This window comes from Stenotrophomonas maltophilia (assembly GCF_039555535.1).
GTDB lineage: Bacteria > Pseudomonadota > Gammaproteobacteria > Xanthomonadales > Xanthomonadaceae > Stenotrophomonas > Stenotrophomonas maltophilia_Q.
Genome location: NZ_CP154630.1, coordinates 2,728,568 through 2,744,148, shown reverse-complemented (window position 1 = coordinate 2,744,148; position 15,581 = coordinate 2,728,568). Strand labels below are relative to the sequence as shown.

Here is a 15,581-nt window from a genome sequence, read left to right as displayed (position 1 = left end):
TGGTAGGGTCGATGATCTCAGTAGTGTCGACAAGGAGTCGAGCCATGCGTGTAGTTCCCAGTCTGTTGGCAGCCTCCCTCGGGTTGGCGCTGGCCGCGTGCCAGCCGGCCCAGGCACCCGCCGCTGGCGGCAATGACACCCCGCCTCCCACGCCGCAGCCAGGTGCCAGCACCGCGGGTGGCAGCGAGACCGCCTACCAGTGTGGTGATCTGAACGTGCGTGCGACCTTCAATGGCGAAGACGCGGCCACGGTGGTGATCGGCGAGCGCACCTTCGCCATGACCTCCGAACGCACGGCATCCGGCGCCAAATATGGCGATGGCCAGGGCAACAGCTTCTGGACCAGGGGCAGCGATGACGGTCTGCTGAGCCTGAAGGGCGAAGCGGATCGTGAGTGCCACGCGGTGGAGGCTGCCGAAGGCGATGGCAGTGCCGGCAACGCTGCGTTCCGTGCCACCGGCAATGAACCCGGCTGGCTTGCGGTCGTTGATGGCGACGCGCCGGGCCTGCAGGTGGAAGTCGACTATGGCGAGCGTCGCTTCGACGTGGCCAAGCCCACCGAAGGTGCTGACGGTTGGAGTGGCAAGGCGTCCGATGGCACCGACGTCAAGCTCAGCTTCCAGCGCACGACCTGCCAGGACGACATGAGTGGCGAGGCGTTCGAGGCCAAGGTGATGCTGACGGTCGGCACGCGCCAGTACCACGGCTGTGGCAATTTCGGCGCGAAGCAGCCGTAAGCCCTCTGTAGAGCCGGGCCCACGCTCGACTGCAGTGCAGAGCGCAACGCAGCCGAGCATGGGCTCGGCTCTACATCAACATTGCGGGTCAGCCCTCGCAGGTCTTCAGGTCCAGCTCGAACACCAGATCGTAGCGGCCGTTGATCGCGATCAGCGCATCACGGATCGCACAGTCACCGCGATGACGCGCGACCAGATCAGTGAAGATCTTCTCGCGGCCCTCGCAGTACTTCGCGCTGGCCTCTTCCAGTTCGCGGCGACGCTCGTCGTCGTACGGCTCTTCGCCGGCGAAATGCTGGCAGGTGTTCTCGCGTGCGAGGAAGGCCTGCACATCGGCCGGCATCGTGCAGTAGATGCGCACGTCCTCGACGTCATACACATCCTCAGGGACCGGACAGCCGGCTGCCGCACGTGCCTTGTCCAGCGCATCGTCGCCCGAGGGCAGACCGGTCGATGGCTCCGCTTCGGTGGTGGCCTCCACGGCGGCCGGTGCCTCCGCCGCCGCCGCGGCCGTCACGGCCGGTTCGACCTGCGTGCTGCCCGGGGCGGCATCGGCAGCGCTGTCCGCTGCCTGCGGCGAACACGCCGCAAGCAGGGACAGGCAGGCGATCAGCGCCAGGCGCTTAGTCGGCACGGCCAGCGAATTCGCCGGTGGCGGTGTTCACCAGCACGCGTTCGCCGTTGACGATGTATTCCGGCACCATGATCTCGATGCCGGTGTTGAGCTTGGCCGGCTTCGGGCGCTTGGTGGCGGTGCCGCCCTTCAGTTCCGGCGGGGTCTCGATCACTTCCAGCACCACCGAGGCCGGCAGCTGGATCGCCACCGGCTGCTCGTCGATGACCTGCACGTAGATGCCGGTCAGGCCGTCGGTGATGTAGCCGGCGTCGTCGCCGATCACGTCCGCGTCCAGGGTGTAGGGGGTGTAGTCCTCGTCATCGAGGAACACGAACGCATCGCCATCCTTGTACGAATAGGTGGACTGGCGGCGCAGCAGTTCGACCTCGACCAGGTTGTCGTCGGCATCGAAGCTGGCGTCGAGCTTGTTGCCGCCCGGCACGCTGTACATGATGAAGCGGAAGCGGACGTTGCCGCCGCGACCCTGCGGCGAGCTGCGCTCGATGTCGCGGATCTGGTACACGCCGTTGTTGTACTCGACGACGTTGCCCTTCTTGATGTCGTTGGCTTTCATGGTGATCTAGGTCGTTGGGGGAGGGCGCCGTCCCGGCGCCCGGGGGGAATCACTTCGGAGCGAGGCGGGTAGCGCCGTCCAGGCGGATGGTCTCGCCGTTGAGGTAGGTGTTGCCGAGGATGAAGCCGACCAGGCTGGCGAAGTCTTCCGGCTTGCCCAGGCGCGACGGGAAGGGGATCGAGGCGGCCAGCGACTGCTGCACGGCCTCGGGCATGCCGTCGACCATCGGCGTCCAGAACACGCCGGGCGCAATCGTATTGACGCGGATGCCGAAGCGCGACAGTTCGCGCGCCATCGGCAGCGTCATCGAGACCACGCCGCCCTTGCTGGCGGCATACGCGGCCTGGCCGATCTGGCCTTCGTAGGCGGCGATGCTGGCGGTGTTGATGATCACCCCGCGCTCGCCGTCGGTGCCGGCTTCGTTGTGCTGCATGCGGTTGGCCGCGGCCTTGGCGACGTTGAAGCTGCCGACCAGGTTGACCATCACCGTGCCCTGGAAACCGGCCAGCGGCATCGGGCCTTCTTTGCCCAGCACGCGACCGGCGCCGAGGATGCCGGCACAGTTCATCGCCACGTTGAGGCCGCCGAGGAAATCGTGGGCCTGGTCGATGGCCGCGGTCACCGCCGCCTCATCGCTGACGTTGACGTTGAAGTAGCGGGCCTTTTCGGCGCCCAGTCCGGCAACGGCGGCAGCGCCCTTGTCATCGTTGAGGTCGAACAGGGCCACCTTGCCGCCCTGGGCGACGAGGTGCTGGGCCACGGCCAGGCCGAGGCCGGAGACGCCGCCAGTGATCACGGCACGTACGGAAGACAGCTGCATTGAACGGTCCTGCAGGTTCGAGAACCGCCGATTCTAACGGAAGCCGCGACCGTCGCCGTTGTGCACTGCGCCGCCCGGCAAGGACGGCGCAGTGCCACCATCAACCGGCGGCGGCCAGCGCCTGGCCGGTGCGGCTGGCAGTGGCGCGGCCAAGCAGGCCGGCCAGCCAGCGCCCGGTCTCGGCCAGGGCCGGCAGGTCCACGCCGCTCTCCAGGCCCAGGCCCTGCAGGAGATAGACCACGTCCTCGCTGGCGACGTTGCCGCTGGCACCCTTCGCATACGGGCAGCCGCCGGCGCCCGATACCGCGCTGTCGACCACGCGCACGCCTTCTTCCAGGCAGGTGGCGATGTTGGCGATGGCCTGGCCGTAGGTGTCGTGGAAGTGCACGGCCAATGCCGTCATCGGAATCTCGGCCGCTACCGCCTGCAGCATCGCCCGTGCCTTGCGCGGGGTGCCGACGCCGATGGTGTCGCCCAGCGAGATTTCGTAACAGCCCATCTGGTGCAGGGCGCGTGCAACACGCACCACGTCGGCCAGCGGCACTTCGCCCTGGTAGGGGCAGCCGAGCACGGTCGAGACGTAGCCGCGCACGCGCACGCCATCGGCGGCGGCGCGGCGCAGGATCGGTTCGAAGCGTGCCAGCGATTCATCGATGCCGGCATTGGTGTTGGTGCGGTTGAACGCCTCGGAGGCGGCGGTGAACACCGCCACTTCCTCCACGCCCACCGCACGGGCGCGGTCGTAGCCCTGTTCGTTCGGTACCAGCACCGGGTAGTGGATGCCGGGCCGGCGCTGGATGCCGGCGTAGACCTCGGCGGCGTCGGCCAGCTGCGGGATCCACTTCGGGCTGACGAAGCTGGTCGCCTCGATGCTGCGCAGGCCGGTGGCCGACAGGCGGTTGATCAGTTCGATCTTGTCAGCGGTGGACACCGACTGCTTTTCGTTCTGCAGGCCGTCACGCGGGCCGACCTCGACAATGCGGACGTAGTCGCTCATGCGGCCACCTCGCTGACGGGGCGATCGCAGACCGCCTCGATGTTGTTGCCGTCCGGGTCGAGCACGAAGGCGCCGTAGTAGTCGGGGTGGTACCACGGGCGCAGGCCAGGCGCGCCGTTGTCGCGGCCGCCGGCGGCGAGGGCGGCGGCATGGAAGGCGTCCACCTGGTCGCGGCTGGCGCAGGCGAAGGCCACGTGCACGCCATGGCTGGCGGTGCCGCCATTGCCCAGCCAGAAGAACGGCTTGCCGTCGCTGCCGAAGCCGATGTGGTCGTGCGCGCCGGTCTGTTCGGCGGTCACTTCCATCACCACGCCGATCTGCAACGGTGCCAGGGCCTGCAGGAAGAAGGTCTTGCTGCGCGCCAGGTCGGCGCTGGTCAAACCAAGATGATCGAGCATGTTCAGGCTTCCGTGACCCAGTGGGGCGCGCGCTTGTCGAGGAAGGCGCCCAGGCCTTCCTGGCCCTCGGCGGACACCCTCAGGCGCGCGATCAGGGCGGCATTATCGCGATCCAGGGTGTCGCGGTCATGGCTGTCGCGGACCTGGCGCACCAGCTGCTTGGCGGTGGACGAGGCGATCGGGCCGGCCTTGTCGAGCAGGGCCAGCTGGCGTTGCACGGCCTCGTCCAGGCGTTCGGGCTCGACCAGCTGGTGGACCAGGCCGATGCGCAGTGCGGTATCGGCGTCGAAGTGCTCGCCGGTGGCGAACCAGCGGCGGGCCTGGCGCGGGCCGATGGCCTCGATCACATAGGGCGAGATCACCGCCGGCAATAGGCCAAGGCGGCTTTCGGTCAGGCCGAAGCGGGCCGAGGTGCTGGCGATGGCGATGTCGCAGCAGGCGACCAGGCCGACGCCGCCGCCGAAGGCCGCGCCGTGGACCCGGGCCAGCGTCGGCTTGGGAAGCTCGTCCAGGGTGCGCATCAGCCGGGCCAGGGCCAGTGAGTCCTCGCGGTTGTCGGCCTCGCTGGCGGCGGCCATGCCGCGCATCCACTGCATGTCGGCACCGGCCGAGAAGGAGGCGCCGTGGCCGGCCAGCACCACCGCGCGCACCGAATCATCGCGGCCGGTGGCCTCAAGTGCAGCGGTCAGGCGGGCGATCAGCCCGGCGTCAAAGGCGTTGTGCAGCTCCGGCCGGTTCAGCCAGAGCGTGAGGGTGGCGCCGCTGCGCTCGATCTGCAAAGCATCGTTCATGGGATTCCAGGGTCACTCCATACCTGTATGGATCATAGCGGGCCATTGGTCATGGGCCATGACGCGACGCGGGAATGTTAGAATCGAGAACCATTTACATCCAGCAGAGAACACGCTAGATGACGCTGTCCGAACTGCCGCTGCACACCTCGGCCGTGGTCGAGTCCGTGCAGGACCTGCATGCCAACGATGCCATCGCCCGTCGCCTGCGCGAGCTGGGTTTCGTGAAGGGCGAGGAAGTACGCCTGGTGGCCAAGGGTCCGGTGGGGGGCGAGCCGCTGCTGGTGCAGGTCGGGTTCACCCGGTTCGCGCTGCGGATCAGTGAAGCCAAGCGCGTCGTTGTTGACGCCGCCAGCCAGGAACGACGTGCATGACCGCCACTGCCACTACCGCCCCCCTGCGCGTTGCGCTGGTCGGTAATCCGAACAGCGGCAAGACCGCACTGTTCAACCAGCTGACCGGGAGCCGGCAGAAGGTCGCCAATTACACCGGCGTCACCGTCGAGCGCAAGGAAGGCCGCCTGCGTGCGCCGTCCGGCCGCGAGTTCGCCGTGCTCGATCTGCCGGGCGCCTACAGCCTGCAGCCGGCGAGCCTGGACGAGGCGATCACCCGCGACCTGTGCCGGGGCTTCTACCCGGGTGAGGCCGCGCCGGACGTGCTGCTGTGCGTGATTGACGCCACCAACCTGCGCCTGCACCTGCGTTTCGCGCTGGAACTGCGCGAACTGGGCAAGCCGATGGTGGTGGCCCTGAACATGGTCGATGCCGCCCAGCGCCGTGGCATCCAGGTGGATGTGGCCGCGCTGGAGCGCGAGCTGGGCGTGCCGGTGGTGGAGACCGTGGCGGTGCGCAAGCAGGGTGCCAAGGCCCTGGTCGAGCGCCTGGACGCGATGGTGCCGCACCTGGATGCACCGGTGCCGGGCCCGGAAGGCGGCATCGACTACCACGCCAAGGTGCGCCAGATCCTTGCGGTGGCCGTGCGCATGCCCGCACGTACCGCGAAGATCGATGACGCGCTGGACCGCTGGCTGCTGCACCCGGTGTTCGGCCTGGTCAGCCTGTCGGTGGTGATGTTCCTGATCTTCCAGGCGGTGTACGCCTGGGCGACGCCGCTGATGGATGGCATCGAAGCCGCCTTCGCCTGGCTTGGCCAGTTCGTCGGCAGCGTGCTGCCGGAAGGGCCGCTGGCCAGCCTGCTCACCGACGGCATCATCGCCGGCGTCGGCGGCGTGGTGGTGTTTCTGCCGCAGATCCTGATCCTGTTCTTCTTCATCCTGGTGCTGGAGGAATCCGGCTACCTGCCGCGCGCGGCGTTCCTGCTCGACCGCATGATGGCCGCCGCCGGGCTGTCCGGCCGCTCGTTCATCCCGCTGCTGTCCAGCTTTGCCTGCGCAGTGCCGGGCATCATGTCCACGCGCAGCATCCAGGACCCACGTGACCGCCTGGCCACGATCCTGGTGGCGCCGCTGATGACCTGTTCCGCACGCCTGCCGGTGTACGCGCTGCTGATCGGTGCGTTCATTCCGCAGAAGACGGTATGGGGCGTGTTCAACCAGCAGGGCCTGGTGCTGTTCGGCCTGTACGCGGCGGGCATCCTCAGTGCGCTGGCGATGTCGTGGATCATGAAGAAGTGGCGTCGCGACAAGAGCGAGCACCCGCTGATGCTGGAGCTGCCGTCGTACCGCCTGCCGCACGTGCGCGACCTGGCCGTGGGCCTGTACGAGCGCGGCATGATCTTCCTCAAGCGCGTCGGCGGCATCATCCTGGCGCTGACCATCCTGCTGTGGGTGCTGCTGTCGTTCCCGGCCGCGCCGGTCGGCGCCACCATGCCCGCGATCGATTACAGCTACGCCGGCCAGATCGGCCATGCGATGGCGGTGTTCTTCGCGCCGCTGGGCTTCAACTGGCAGATCTGCATCGCACTGATCCCGGGCCTGGCCGCGCGCGAAGTGGCAGTATCGTCGCTGGCCACGGTCTACGCGCTGTCCGCGGCCGATGACGATGCCGCCAGCCAGGCGCTGACCCCGCTGATCAGCGACGGCTGGTCGCTGGCCACCGCACTGTCGCTGCTGGTCTGGTACATCTACGCACCGATGTGCATCTCGACGCTGGCCACCATCAAGCGCGAGACCAACTCGTGGAAGCAGATGGGCTTCGCCGCGTTCTACCTGTTCGCAGCGGCCTATGTGGCCGCGCTGATCACCTACCAGGTGACCAAGGCGCTGGGAGGCGGCTGATGGATACCGGCCTGCTGATCCAGTACCTGATCATCGCGGTGGCCGTGCTGGTCAGTGCCTGGGTGGTGTTGAAGAAGCAGTTCCCGGGCACTGTGCGCAAGCTGCGCGGTGTGCTGGCATTGGCCCTGCTGAAGCCGGGCCGTCCCGGCTGGATGCAGGCGCTGGGGCGGAAGATCGCGCCACCAGCTACGGGCGGAGGTGGCGCCTGTGGTGGCTGCGACAGCTGCGGGCCGACGCCGCCGAAGCAGCACTGACGCTGCTTTTCCTGCCCTGGTGGGTGCGAACCCTGGTTCGCACGCTTGCGGGGTTCATCCACGCATGGCGTGGATCTACCGAACGTCGGCCGGGTTCAGACCTCCTTGCGGATGATCGCGCGAAAGCGTCCTTCCTGCTGCATCCGCCGCACCGAGGCGCGGTTTCCGTGGGCTGCGACGAAGCGCAGGACATCGCGAAAGGCATCCAGCAGTAGGCGCTTCATCGCGCTGCGGTCGCCGGCCTCGAGCAGGTCATGGAGATCCTGCTGGGTGAAGGCCCGGCGCAGCCCTGGCGTCTCTTCGATCCGCCAGTCCACATGGGGCGTGGGAATGCTGGTGCGGTATCTGAAGGCCTTCTCGAGGTCGCACGGTTCAAGCGTGTGCTCAAGCAGCTCCGCGAAGTAGAGCCCGGCATTCACATAGAAGCCCCTGCCGTGACTGGCGGCCTGGTGATTTACGACAAGCGAAGCGCCGTCCAGCAACCGGTAGCGGGTGGTCGTTGTTCCGGCAAAGCCTGTTTTCCTTGCACATCTGCTGAAGACTGTCGCGGATTTCATGCGTTCTGCCCGAGCCGGAAGAAGGGCCCACAGCCTTGAGGCGCAATGATTCCAGATCAATTGGCAAATGCGACACGCGCAGCGAGCGCCCCGGGTGGGTGCGATCCTTCCAGGTGGGTGCGAACCTTGGTTCGCACGCCTTGCCCATGGCCTGAATCTATCGAGCCCGCGCTCCCAGATCTGCTGCCACCGCCAGCCAGCGCTCTCGCTGCGCCGGGGTGCTGCCGCGAACCGCACCGAGGCGGCTGACGCGCACCGGGCGGATGCCGCAGAACTCCAGGATGGTGGCGCGGATCTGGACGATGCCCGGGTCGCGGTAGATCCAGCGGTAGTACCAGGGGGGCGTGTCCAGCGTGGTGATCACCCGTGCACTGCGCCCGGCCAGCAGGCGATCCCACCACACCGAATCACGCCTGTAGCGGAAGGCGTACCCCGGCAGCAGCACGCGATCGAAGAAGCCCTTCAGCAGGGCCGGCATCGCGCCCCACCAGGTGGGGTAGACCAGTACCAGATGATCGCAGGCCTCGATCGCATCGGCGGCGTCCTGCAGATCGGGTTCAAGCGGCTGGATCTGGCGATAGCCGTGCCGCAACACCGGGTCGAATTCGAGCTCGCCCAGTGCGATCAGGCGTACCTGGTGGCCTGCGTTCTCGGCGGCGGTGGCGTAGCGCTGGGCGAGAGCGCCGCACAGGCTGTCGCGGTCGGGATGGCCCAGCAGGATCAGGATGGAACGGGACACGGCAACCTCGGGCAGTGGAAAGTGCGCGAGGGTGCAGTCTGCCCCTGGGGCAGAGTCAAGCCGGGGTGGTGCAGCCGTTGGGGTCCAGCACGCAGTCACCGCGGCCGGCATGCAGCCATTGCCGGAGTTCGTCGCTGACCTGTCGCAGGGCGAGTTCGACCTGTTCCAGTCGTGCCCGTTCACTGGCGATGTGGCTACGCTGCTGCTCCAGCAAGGCCAGTACCGCGGGCCAGTCGAGCTGCCCGTCACGGCCCTGCAGGCGGGAAATCGCAGCCAGCGTGATGCCCAGCGCCAACGCCTGGCGGATCAGCTGCACCCAGGCTACGTCCTGTTCGCTGTAGTCGCGATAGCGGTTCACGCGTGGCACCGGCGGCAGCAGCCCGCGTGCCTCGTACAGGCGGATGGCCTTGGCGCTGGCACCGGTCAGGCGGCTGACCTCGGAAATGCGCATCGGCTCAGTCCCGCACCAGTCCGCCGTCCACCACCAGGTTCTGGCCGGTCACCGCGCGCGACCACGGGCTGGCGAAGAACAGCGCGGCATCGGCGAACTCGGCCGGGGTGGTGACGCTGCGCAGTGGCGTGTTGGCGGCGATGTAGTCGAACACCGCTTCGGGTGTGGCGGCACTGGCATCGGTGGTGCGCAGCAGTCCGCCGGACAGCATGTTCACGGTGATCCCGTGCGGGCCGAGGTCACCGGCCAGGGTGCGGGTGAGTGACAGCAGTGCGGCCTTGGCTGCGGTGTAGTCGTGGTAGGGCACCACCGGGTTCTGGAACAGGTTGGTGCCGACGTTGATGACGCGGCCGAAACGCCGGGCCTGCATGCCGGGCAGGGCAGCCTGCACGGTGTTCAGTGCGCCGCGCACGCTGCCCTCGAACTGGGCCTGGAAGGCCGGCCAGCCGATGTCTGCGGCATTGTCGCGGGCATCGCCATTGAACGAGAACGCCGCCAGCGCGTTGTTGACCACGGTGGTTACGCCTTGCCCGAAGTGGGCCAGTGCCTGCTGCAGCATCGCATCGACCTGGGCGCGGTCGGTGACGTCGGCCGGCAGTGCGATCGCCTGTCCACCGAGCCCGGCAGCCAGGGCACGTGCGGCGCCTTCGCTTCGGTGGTAATTGACGATGACGCGCGCGCCCTGTGCGGCGAAGGCGCGGGCGATGTGCTGGCCAAGCCCGCGCCCGGCACCGGTGACCAGCACCAGCTGTTCGCTGATCTGCATGAGGGAGCTGCCATCCATTGCATGAAAGGGCATGCAGCGTAGCAGCGATGGCGCTTGCCGGAGCGGGCGTGCTGCCGCTAGCCTGCAGGGATGAACCAGACTCCCCTGCGATTGCTCATTCACGGCGCCTCCGGGCGCATGGGCCAGGCCCTGCTGCGGTTGGCCGTCGAACATCCCGAAACGCTGCAGATCGTGGCCGCGGTGACCGGCCGTGCGCCGGCCCAGCGCGTGGTCGATGGGGTACCGTTCTTCGCTGCCAGTGAGCTGCCCGGTGCGCCGGCATTCGACGTGGCGATCGACTTCAGCCTGCCGGAGGGTTTCGACCCGATGCTGGCGCTGTGCGTGGAGCGAGGCGCGGGCTTGGTCTCGGGCACGACCGGGATCTCCAGCACGCAGCGCCAGGCGCTGGAGGCGGCGGCGGCGAAGATCCCGCTGGTCTGGGCCTCGAATTTCAGCCTGGGCGTGGCGGTACTGGACGAGCTGGTCGAGCGCGCGGCGCAGGCGCTGGCCGGCTGGGACTGCGACATTGTCGAATCGCACCACACGCAGAAAAAGGACGCTCCGTCGGGTACCGCGCTGACCCTGGGTGCCGCTGCGCAGCGCGGTGGCGCCGAGCCGCACTACGCCAGCCTGCGTGCCGGTGACATCGTCGGTGAGCATCTGGTCCAGTTCACCGGGCTGGGCGAGCGCATCGAACTGGTGCACCGGGCCACCAACCGCGACATCTTCGCCCGCGGCGCCCTGTTTGCCGCCCGCCAGCTGCAGGGCCGAGCCCCGGGCAGCTACCGGGTGCGGGACCTGCTGGCGTAAGGCGGTAGTGCCGGCCGCTGGCCGGCACCCTTGGGGGACGGGAGCCAATGGGGTTGCCGGCCAGCGGCCGGCACTACCGGGTAGCGGGCGCCGCATACGCCGCCGGATTGAAATGAATACGCAATCGCCTGTTCATGAAGCGCGATAACCGCTGGCGCGAGCGCCCCGTCAGCGCTACAATTCGCACTCGCCGAATCACGAAAGCCGGACCGGTCCCAGACCGTACGTCCGCGCTTTTTTGCAACCGGATTTCCGTGAAGCGCAGGCGTGACTTCGGCAGCCCCCTCGGTAGCCAAAGTGAGATTCCCGTGACCCAAGCCGCAATCCTCGTCCTCGAAGACGGCACCGTATTCGAGGGCGAATCCGTAGGCGCGCCCGGCCTGTCCGTCGGTGAGGTGGTGTTCAACACCGCCATGACCGGCTATCAGGAAGTGTTGACCGACCCGTCCTACGCCCGGCAGATGGTCACGCTGACCTATCCGCATATCGGAAATACCGGCATGACCGACCAGGACAATGAAGCGTCCAAGGTGTGGTCGGCCGGCCTGATCGTGCGCGATGTTCCGCGCCGCCCCAGCAACTGGCGCAGCCAGGTGTCGCTGCAGGATTGGCTGATCCAGCGTGGCGTGGTCGCCATCGCCGGCATCGACACCCGCAAGCTGACCCGCATCCTGCGCGAGAAGGGCGCACAGAACGGTGCGTTGATGGCCGGTGACATCGACGTGGAAAAGGCACTGGAAGCCGCCCGCAAGTTCCCGGGGCTGAAGGGCATGGATCTGGCCAAGGTTGTCACTACCGAGAAGACCTACACCTGGACCGAGGGCCAGCTGGACCTGGATGCCAATGCCTTCGTCAGCGTGCCGGCGAAGTTCAAGGTCGTGGCCTACGATTTCGGCGTGAAGACCAACATCCTGCGCATGCTGGCCGAGCGCGGCTGCGAAGTGACCGTGGTGCCGGCGCAGACCCCGGCCGCCGAGGTGCTGGCACTGAAGCCGGATGGTGTGTTCCTGTCCAACGGCCCGGGTGACCCGGAACCGTGCAACTACGCCATCGACGCGATCAAGGCCTTCATCGACGTGAAGATCCCGACCTTCGGCATCTGCCTGGGCCATCAGCTGCTCGGCCTGGCCTCGGGCGCGAAGACCATGAAGATGGGCCATGGCCACCACGGTGCCAACCACCCGGTGCAGGACCTGGACAGCGGCCGGGTGATGATCACCTCGCAGAACCACGGCTTCGCGATCGATGAAGCGACCCTGCCGCCGACCCTGCGCGTGACCCACCGTTCGCTGTTCGATGGCACCAACCAGGGTGTCGCCCGCACCGACGTGCCGGCGTTCTCGTTCCAGGGCCACCCGGAAGCGTCGCCGGGCCCGACCGACGTCGGTCCGTTGTTCGACCGCTTCGTGGTGCTGATGGAGCAGGCCAAGGCGTGATCAGTACGCCGCCGGCCTCCCGGTGGCGTCGCGATGGACCGTAAACCCCGCATCGCTGCTGCCCCCGGCGCGGCGCTGCGGATCAAGATTCCTGATCGACAGCGTGCGATCACCCCCCTTGTCACGCTGTACTGACTTAGAGAAGAAAATGCCCAAGCGCACTGACCTCAAGACCATCCTCATCATCGGTGCTGGCCCGATCGTCATCGGCCAGGCCTGCGAGTTCGACTACTCCGGCGCCCAGGCCTGCAAGGCCCTGCGTGACGAGGGTTACCGCGTGGTGCTGGTCAACAGCAACCCGGCCACGATCATGACCGACCCGGAGATGGCCGACGCCGTCTACATCGAGCCGATCAACTGGCAGACGGTCGAGAAGATCATCGCCAAGGAAAAGCCCGACGCGCTGCTGCCGACCATGGGTGGCCAGACCGCGCTGAACTGCGCGCTGGACCTTGCCGACCACGGCGTGCTGGAGAAGTACAACGTCGAACTGATCGGCGCCAAGCGCGAAGCGATCCGCATGGCCGAAGATCGCGAGCTGTTCCGCGTGGCCATGGGTGAGATCGGCCTGGAATGCCCGACCGCCGCCGTCGCCCACACCCTGGACGAAGCGCTGGAGATCCAGACCCGCGTCGGCTACCCGACCATCATCCGCCCCAGCTTCACCCTGGGCGGCAGCGGTGGCGGCATCGCCTACAACCGCGAAGAGCTGGTCGAGATAGTCAGCCGCGGCCTGGAACTGTCGCCGACCACCGAAGTGCTGGTGGAAGAGTCGGTGCTGGGCTGGAAGGAGTTCGAGATGGAAGTGGTCCGCGATACGGCGGACAACTGCATCATCGTCTGCTCGATCGAAAACCTGGACCCGATGGGCGTGCACACCGGTGACTCGATCACCGTGGCGCCGGCGCAGACCCTGACCGACAAGGAATACCAGCGCCTGCGCGATGCCTCCATCGCCGTGCTGCGCAAGATCGGCGTCGATACCGGTGGCTCGAACGTGCAGTTTGGTATCAACCCGAAGACCGGCCGCGTGGTCGTCATCGAGATGAATCCGCGTGTGTCGCGTTCCTCGGCGCTGGCCTCCAAGGCCACCGGCTTCCCGATTGCCAAGGTCGCCGCGAAGCTGGCCGTGGGCTACACCCTGGACGAACTGAAGAACGAGATCACCGGCGGCCTGACCCCGGCGTCGTTCGAGCCGTCCATCGACTACGTCGTCACCAAGATCCCGCGCTTCGCATTCGAGAAGTTCCCGGCCGCCGATGCCCGCCTGACCACCCAGATGAAGTCGGTGGGCGAGGTGATGGCGATGGGCCGTACCTTCCAGGAGTCGGTGCAGAAGGCGCTGCGCGGCCTGGAAACCGGCAAGGTCGGCTTCGATCCGACCGGCCTGGACCTGGGCAATGAAGAAGACCTGCAGACCCTGCGCCGCGAACTGAAGGCACCGGGTCCGGAGCGCCTGTTCTTCGTCGCTGATGCGTTCCGCGCCGGCATGAGCGTTGAAGAAATCTACGCACTGTCGTTCATCGATCACTGGTTCCTGGACCAGATCGAGGAAATCATCGCCGCGGAAACCGCCGTCGCCGCCGATGGCATCGACGCGCTGGACGCCGCGCGCCTGCGCAAGCTGAAGCGCGCCGGTTTCTCCGACGCGCGCCTGGCGCAGCTGATCGGTACCAACGAAGCCGCCATCCGCGCGCTGCGTCGTGCGCACAAGGTGCGCCCGGTCTACAAGCGCGTCGACTCCTGTGCCGGTGAATTCTCCACCGGTACCGCCTACCTGTACTCGACCTACGAGGACGAGTGCGAGGCTGCGCCGAGCAACCGCGACAAGATCATGATCCTGGGCGGTGGCCCGAACCGCATCGGCCAGGGCATCGAGTTCGATTACTGCTGCGTGCACGCGGCACTGGCGCTGCGCGAGGATGGTTATGAAACCATCATGGTCAACTGCAACCCGGAAACCGTGTCGACCGACTACGACACTTCCGACCGCCTGTACTTCGAGCCGCTGACCCTGGAAGACGTGCTGGAAATCGTCGAGCTGGAACAGCCGAAGGGCGTGATCGTGCAGTACGGCGGCCAGACCCCGCTGAAGCTTGCGCGCGCGCTGGAAGCCAACGGCGTGCCGGTGATCGGCACCAGCCCGGACTCGATCGACCTGGCCGAAGACCGCGAGCGCTTCCAGCAGCTGGTGGACAAGCTGGGCCTGAAGCAGCCGCCGAACCGCATCGCCCGCAACGACCAGGAAGCCTTGCTGCTGGCCCGCGAGATCGGCTACCCGCTGGTGGTGCGCCCGAGCTACGTGCTGGGCGGCCGTGCGATGGAAATCGTCTACGGCGAAGCCGATCTGGCCCGCTACGTGCGCGACGCGGTGAAGGTGTCCAACGATTCGCCGGTGCTGTTGGACCGCTTCCTCGACAACGCGGTCGAGTGCGACGTCGACATCATCGCCGACAAGGATGGCAACGTCCTGATCGGCGGCGTGATGGAGCACATCGAAGAAGCCGGCGTGCACTCGGGCGATTCCTCGTGCTCGCTGCCGCCGTACTCGCTGTCCGCTGAAACCCAGGCCGAGCTGCGCCGCCAGGTGGTGGAACTGGCCAAGGCCCTGAACGTGGTCGGCCTGATGAACACCCAGTTCGCAATCCAGACCAGCGACGAAGGTGCCGACACCATCTACCTGCTGGAAGTGAACCCGCGTGCCTCGCGCACCGTGCCGTTCGTGTCCAAGGCCACCGGCATGCCGCTGGCGAAGATTGCCGCCCGCTGCATGGCTGGCAAGAGCCTGGCCGAGCAGGGCGCGACCAAGGAAATCGTGCCGGACTACTACTCGGTGAAGGAAGCGATCTTCCCGTTCGCCAAGTTCCAGGGCGTCGACCCGATCCTCGGGCCGGAGATGCGCTCCACCGGTGAGGTGATGGGCGTCGGCCGCACCTTCAACGCCGCTTTTGCGCGTGCGCAGGAAGCCGGTGGCATCAAGGCGCCGCCGGTCGGCAAGGCCTTCGTCTCGGTGCGCGATCCGGACAAGAAGCGCGTGCTGCCGGTGGCCAAGGCCCTGCTGGCGCGCGGCTACAGCCTGGTCGCCACCCGTGGCACCGCCGCGTGGCTGCAGCAGCACGGTATGGACTGCGAGATCATCAACAAGGTGGTCGAAGGCCGTCCGCACATCGTCGACTCGATCAAGAACGGCGAGATCGTCTACATCGTCAACACGACCGAAGGTCGTTCGGCGATCAACGACTCGTTCTCGATCCGTCGCGAGGCGCTGCAGCACCGCGTCACCTACTCGACCACCATTGCCGGCGCCAAGGCGCTGGTGGATTCACTGGAATTCCGCGGTACCGGCCCCGTCTGGTCGCTGCAGGAGCTGCACAAGGAGTTGAATGCATGAGAGCACCG

At 67.2% G+C, this 15,581-nt stretch carries 17 protein-coding genes; 7 read left to right on the top strand and 10 right to left on the bottom strand.

Features of this window, described 5'->3' with window-relative positions; genetic code table 11:
• Nucleotides 1-44 precede the first annotated feature (44 nt).
• On the top strand, nucleotides 45-737 hold the full coding sequence (locus AASM09_RS12640) for a COG3650 family protein (RefSeq protein WP_049427498.1): 693 nt from the start codon (nucleotides 45-47) through the stop codon (nucleotides 735-737).
• A gap of 88 nt (nucleotides 738-825) precedes the next feature.
• On the opposite strand, the gene AASM09_RS12635 is transcribed toward AASM09_RS12640, so the two are convergent.
• The 6 genes from AASM09_RS12635 to AASM09_RS12610 all read right to left on the bottom strand — a co-directional run bounded on the left by AASM09_RS12635 (nucleotide 826) and on the right by AASM09_RS12610 (nucleotide 4,933).
• A complete protein-coding gene (locus AASM09_RS12635) occupies nucleotides 826-1,371 on the bottom strand; it encodes a hypothetical protein (protein ID WP_049427499.1) in 546 nt (181 codons plus the stop codon).
• Entirely contained in the window at nucleotides 1,361-1,927 is a 567-nt protein-coding gene (gene yeiP / locus AASM09_RS12630) for an elongation factor P-like protein YeiP (protein ID WP_005409468.1), read from the bottom strand. Before yeiP ends, AASM09_RS12635 begins: the two co-directional genes overlap by 11 nt.
• Before the next feature lie 49 nt (nucleotides 1,928-1,976).
• On the bottom strand, nucleotides 1,977-2,747 hold the full coding sequence (locus AASM09_RS12625) for an SDR family oxidoreductase (protein ID WP_049427502.1): 771 nt from the start codon (nucleotides 2,745-2,747) through the stop codon (nucleotides 1,977-1,979).
• Between the two features lie 100 nt (nucleotides 2,748-2,847).
• Entirely contained in the window at nucleotides 2,848-3,744 is an 897-nt protein-coding gene (locus AASM09_RS12620; RefSeq protein WP_049427504.1) for a hydroxymethylglutaryl-CoA lyase, read from the bottom strand.
• Nucleotides 3,741-4,142: a VOC family protein gene (locus AASM09_RS12615; protein WP_100443539.1), complete on the bottom strand. Its 402-nt coding sequence runs from the start codon at nucleotides 4,140-4,142 to the stop codon at nucleotides 3,741-3,743. Before AASM09_RS12615 ends, AASM09_RS12620 begins: the two co-directional genes overlap by 4 nt.
• Nucleotides 4,143-4,144: 2 nt before the next feature.
• On the bottom strand, nucleotides 4,145-4,933 hold the full coding sequence (locus AASM09_RS12610) for an enoyl-CoA hydratase/isomerase family protein (protein ID WP_049426738.1): 789 nt from the start codon (nucleotides 4,931-4,933) through the stop codon (nucleotides 4,145-4,147).
• A gap of 119 nt (nucleotides 4,934-5,052) precedes the next feature.
• Between AASM09_RS12610 and AASM09_RS12605 the strand changes: the two genes are divergently transcribed.
• From AASM09_RS12605 to AASM09_RS12595, 3 genes are read left to right on the top strand one after another with little or no spacing between them, the layout of a single operon-like run.
• Entirely contained in the window at nucleotides 5,053-5,307 is a 255-nt protein-coding gene (locus AASM09_RS12605; RefSeq protein WP_005409473.1) for a FeoA family protein, read from the top strand.
• Nucleotides 5,304-7,169, top strand: a complete 1,866-nt coding sequence (gene feoB / locus AASM09_RS12600) for a ferrous iron transporter B (protein WP_100443538.1) — start codon at nucleotides 5,304-5,306, stop codon at nucleotides 7,167-7,169. The genes AASM09_RS12605 and feoB overlap by 4 nt, the downstream gene beginning before the upstream one ends.
• On the top strand, nucleotides 7,169-7,423 hold the full coding sequence (locus tag AASM09_RS12595; RefSeq protein ID WP_049429093.1) for a DUF6587 family protein: 255 nt from the start codon (nucleotides 7,169-7,171) through the stop codon (nucleotides 7,421-7,423). Before feoB ends, AASM09_RS12595 begins: the two co-directional genes overlap by 1 nt.
• Nucleotides 7,424-7,518: 95 nt before the next feature.
• On the opposite strand, the gene AASM09_RS12590 is transcribed toward AASM09_RS12595, so the two are convergent.
• The 4 genes from AASM09_RS12590 to AASM09_RS12575 all read right to left on the bottom strand — a co-directional run bounded on the left by AASM09_RS12590 (nucleotide 7,519) and on the right by AASM09_RS12575 (nucleotide 9,936).
• A complete protein-coding gene (locus AASM09_RS12590; protein ID WP_049429092.1) occupies nucleotides 7,519-7,980 on the bottom strand; it encodes a DUF4304 domain-containing protein in 462 nt (153 codons plus the stop codon).
• 157 nt (nucleotides 7,981-8,137) lie between these two features.
• Nucleotides 8,138-8,719: an NAD(P)H-dependent oxidoreductase gene (locus AASM09_RS12585; protein ID WP_049429091.1), complete on the bottom strand. Its 582-nt coding sequence runs from the start codon at nucleotides 8,717-8,719 to the stop codon at nucleotides 8,138-8,140.
• A 55-nt stretch (nucleotides 8,720-8,774) separates the two neighbouring features.
• Nucleotides 8,775-9,170: a MerR family transcriptional regulator gene (locus AASM09_RS12580; RefSeq protein ID WP_049429090.1), complete on the bottom strand. Its 396-nt coding sequence runs from the start codon at nucleotides 9,168-9,170 to the stop codon at nucleotides 8,775-8,777.
• Between the two features lie 4 nt (nucleotides 9,171-9,174).
• Nucleotides 9,175-9,936, bottom strand: a complete 762-nt coding sequence (locus AASM09_RS12575) for a 3-oxoacyl-ACP reductase (protein ID WP_197620418.1) — start codon at nucleotides 9,934-9,936, stop codon at nucleotides 9,175-9,177.
• A 138-nt stretch (nucleotides 9,937-10,074) separates the two neighbouring features.
• On the opposite strand from AASM09_RS12575, the gene AASM09_RS12570 reads away from it, so the two are divergent.
• The 3 genes from AASM09_RS12570 (at nucleotide 10,075) to carB (ending at nucleotide 15,573) form a co-directional block, all read left to right on the top strand.
• The gene (locus tag AASM09_RS12570; protein ID WP_049429088.1) at nucleotides 10,075-10,746 is read left to right on the top strand and encodes a 4-hydroxy-tetrahydrodipicolinate reductase; all 672 of its coding nucleotides are present in this window, start codon (nucleotides 10,075-10,077) and stop codon (nucleotides 10,744-10,746) included.
• 308 nt (nucleotides 10,747-11,054) lie between these two features.
• The gene (gene carA, locus AASM09_RS12565) at nucleotides 11,055-12,182 is read left to right on the top strand and encodes a glutamine-hydrolyzing carbamoyl-phosphate synthase small subunit (RefSeq protein ID WP_049429087.1); all 1,128 of its coding nucleotides are present in this window, start codon (nucleotides 11,055-11,057) and stop codon (nucleotides 12,180-12,182) included.
• A gap of 148 nt (nucleotides 12,183-12,330) precedes the next feature.
• Nucleotides 12,331-15,573 carry a carbamoyl-phosphate synthase large subunit gene (gene carB / locus AASM09_RS12560; RefSeq protein WP_100443537.1) on the top strand — a complete coding sequence of 1,081 codons (3,243 nt, stop codon included), beginning with the start codon at nucleotides 12,331-12,333 and terminating at the stop codon, nucleotides 15,571-15,573.
• Nucleotides 15,574-15,581 lie beyond the last annotated feature (8 nt).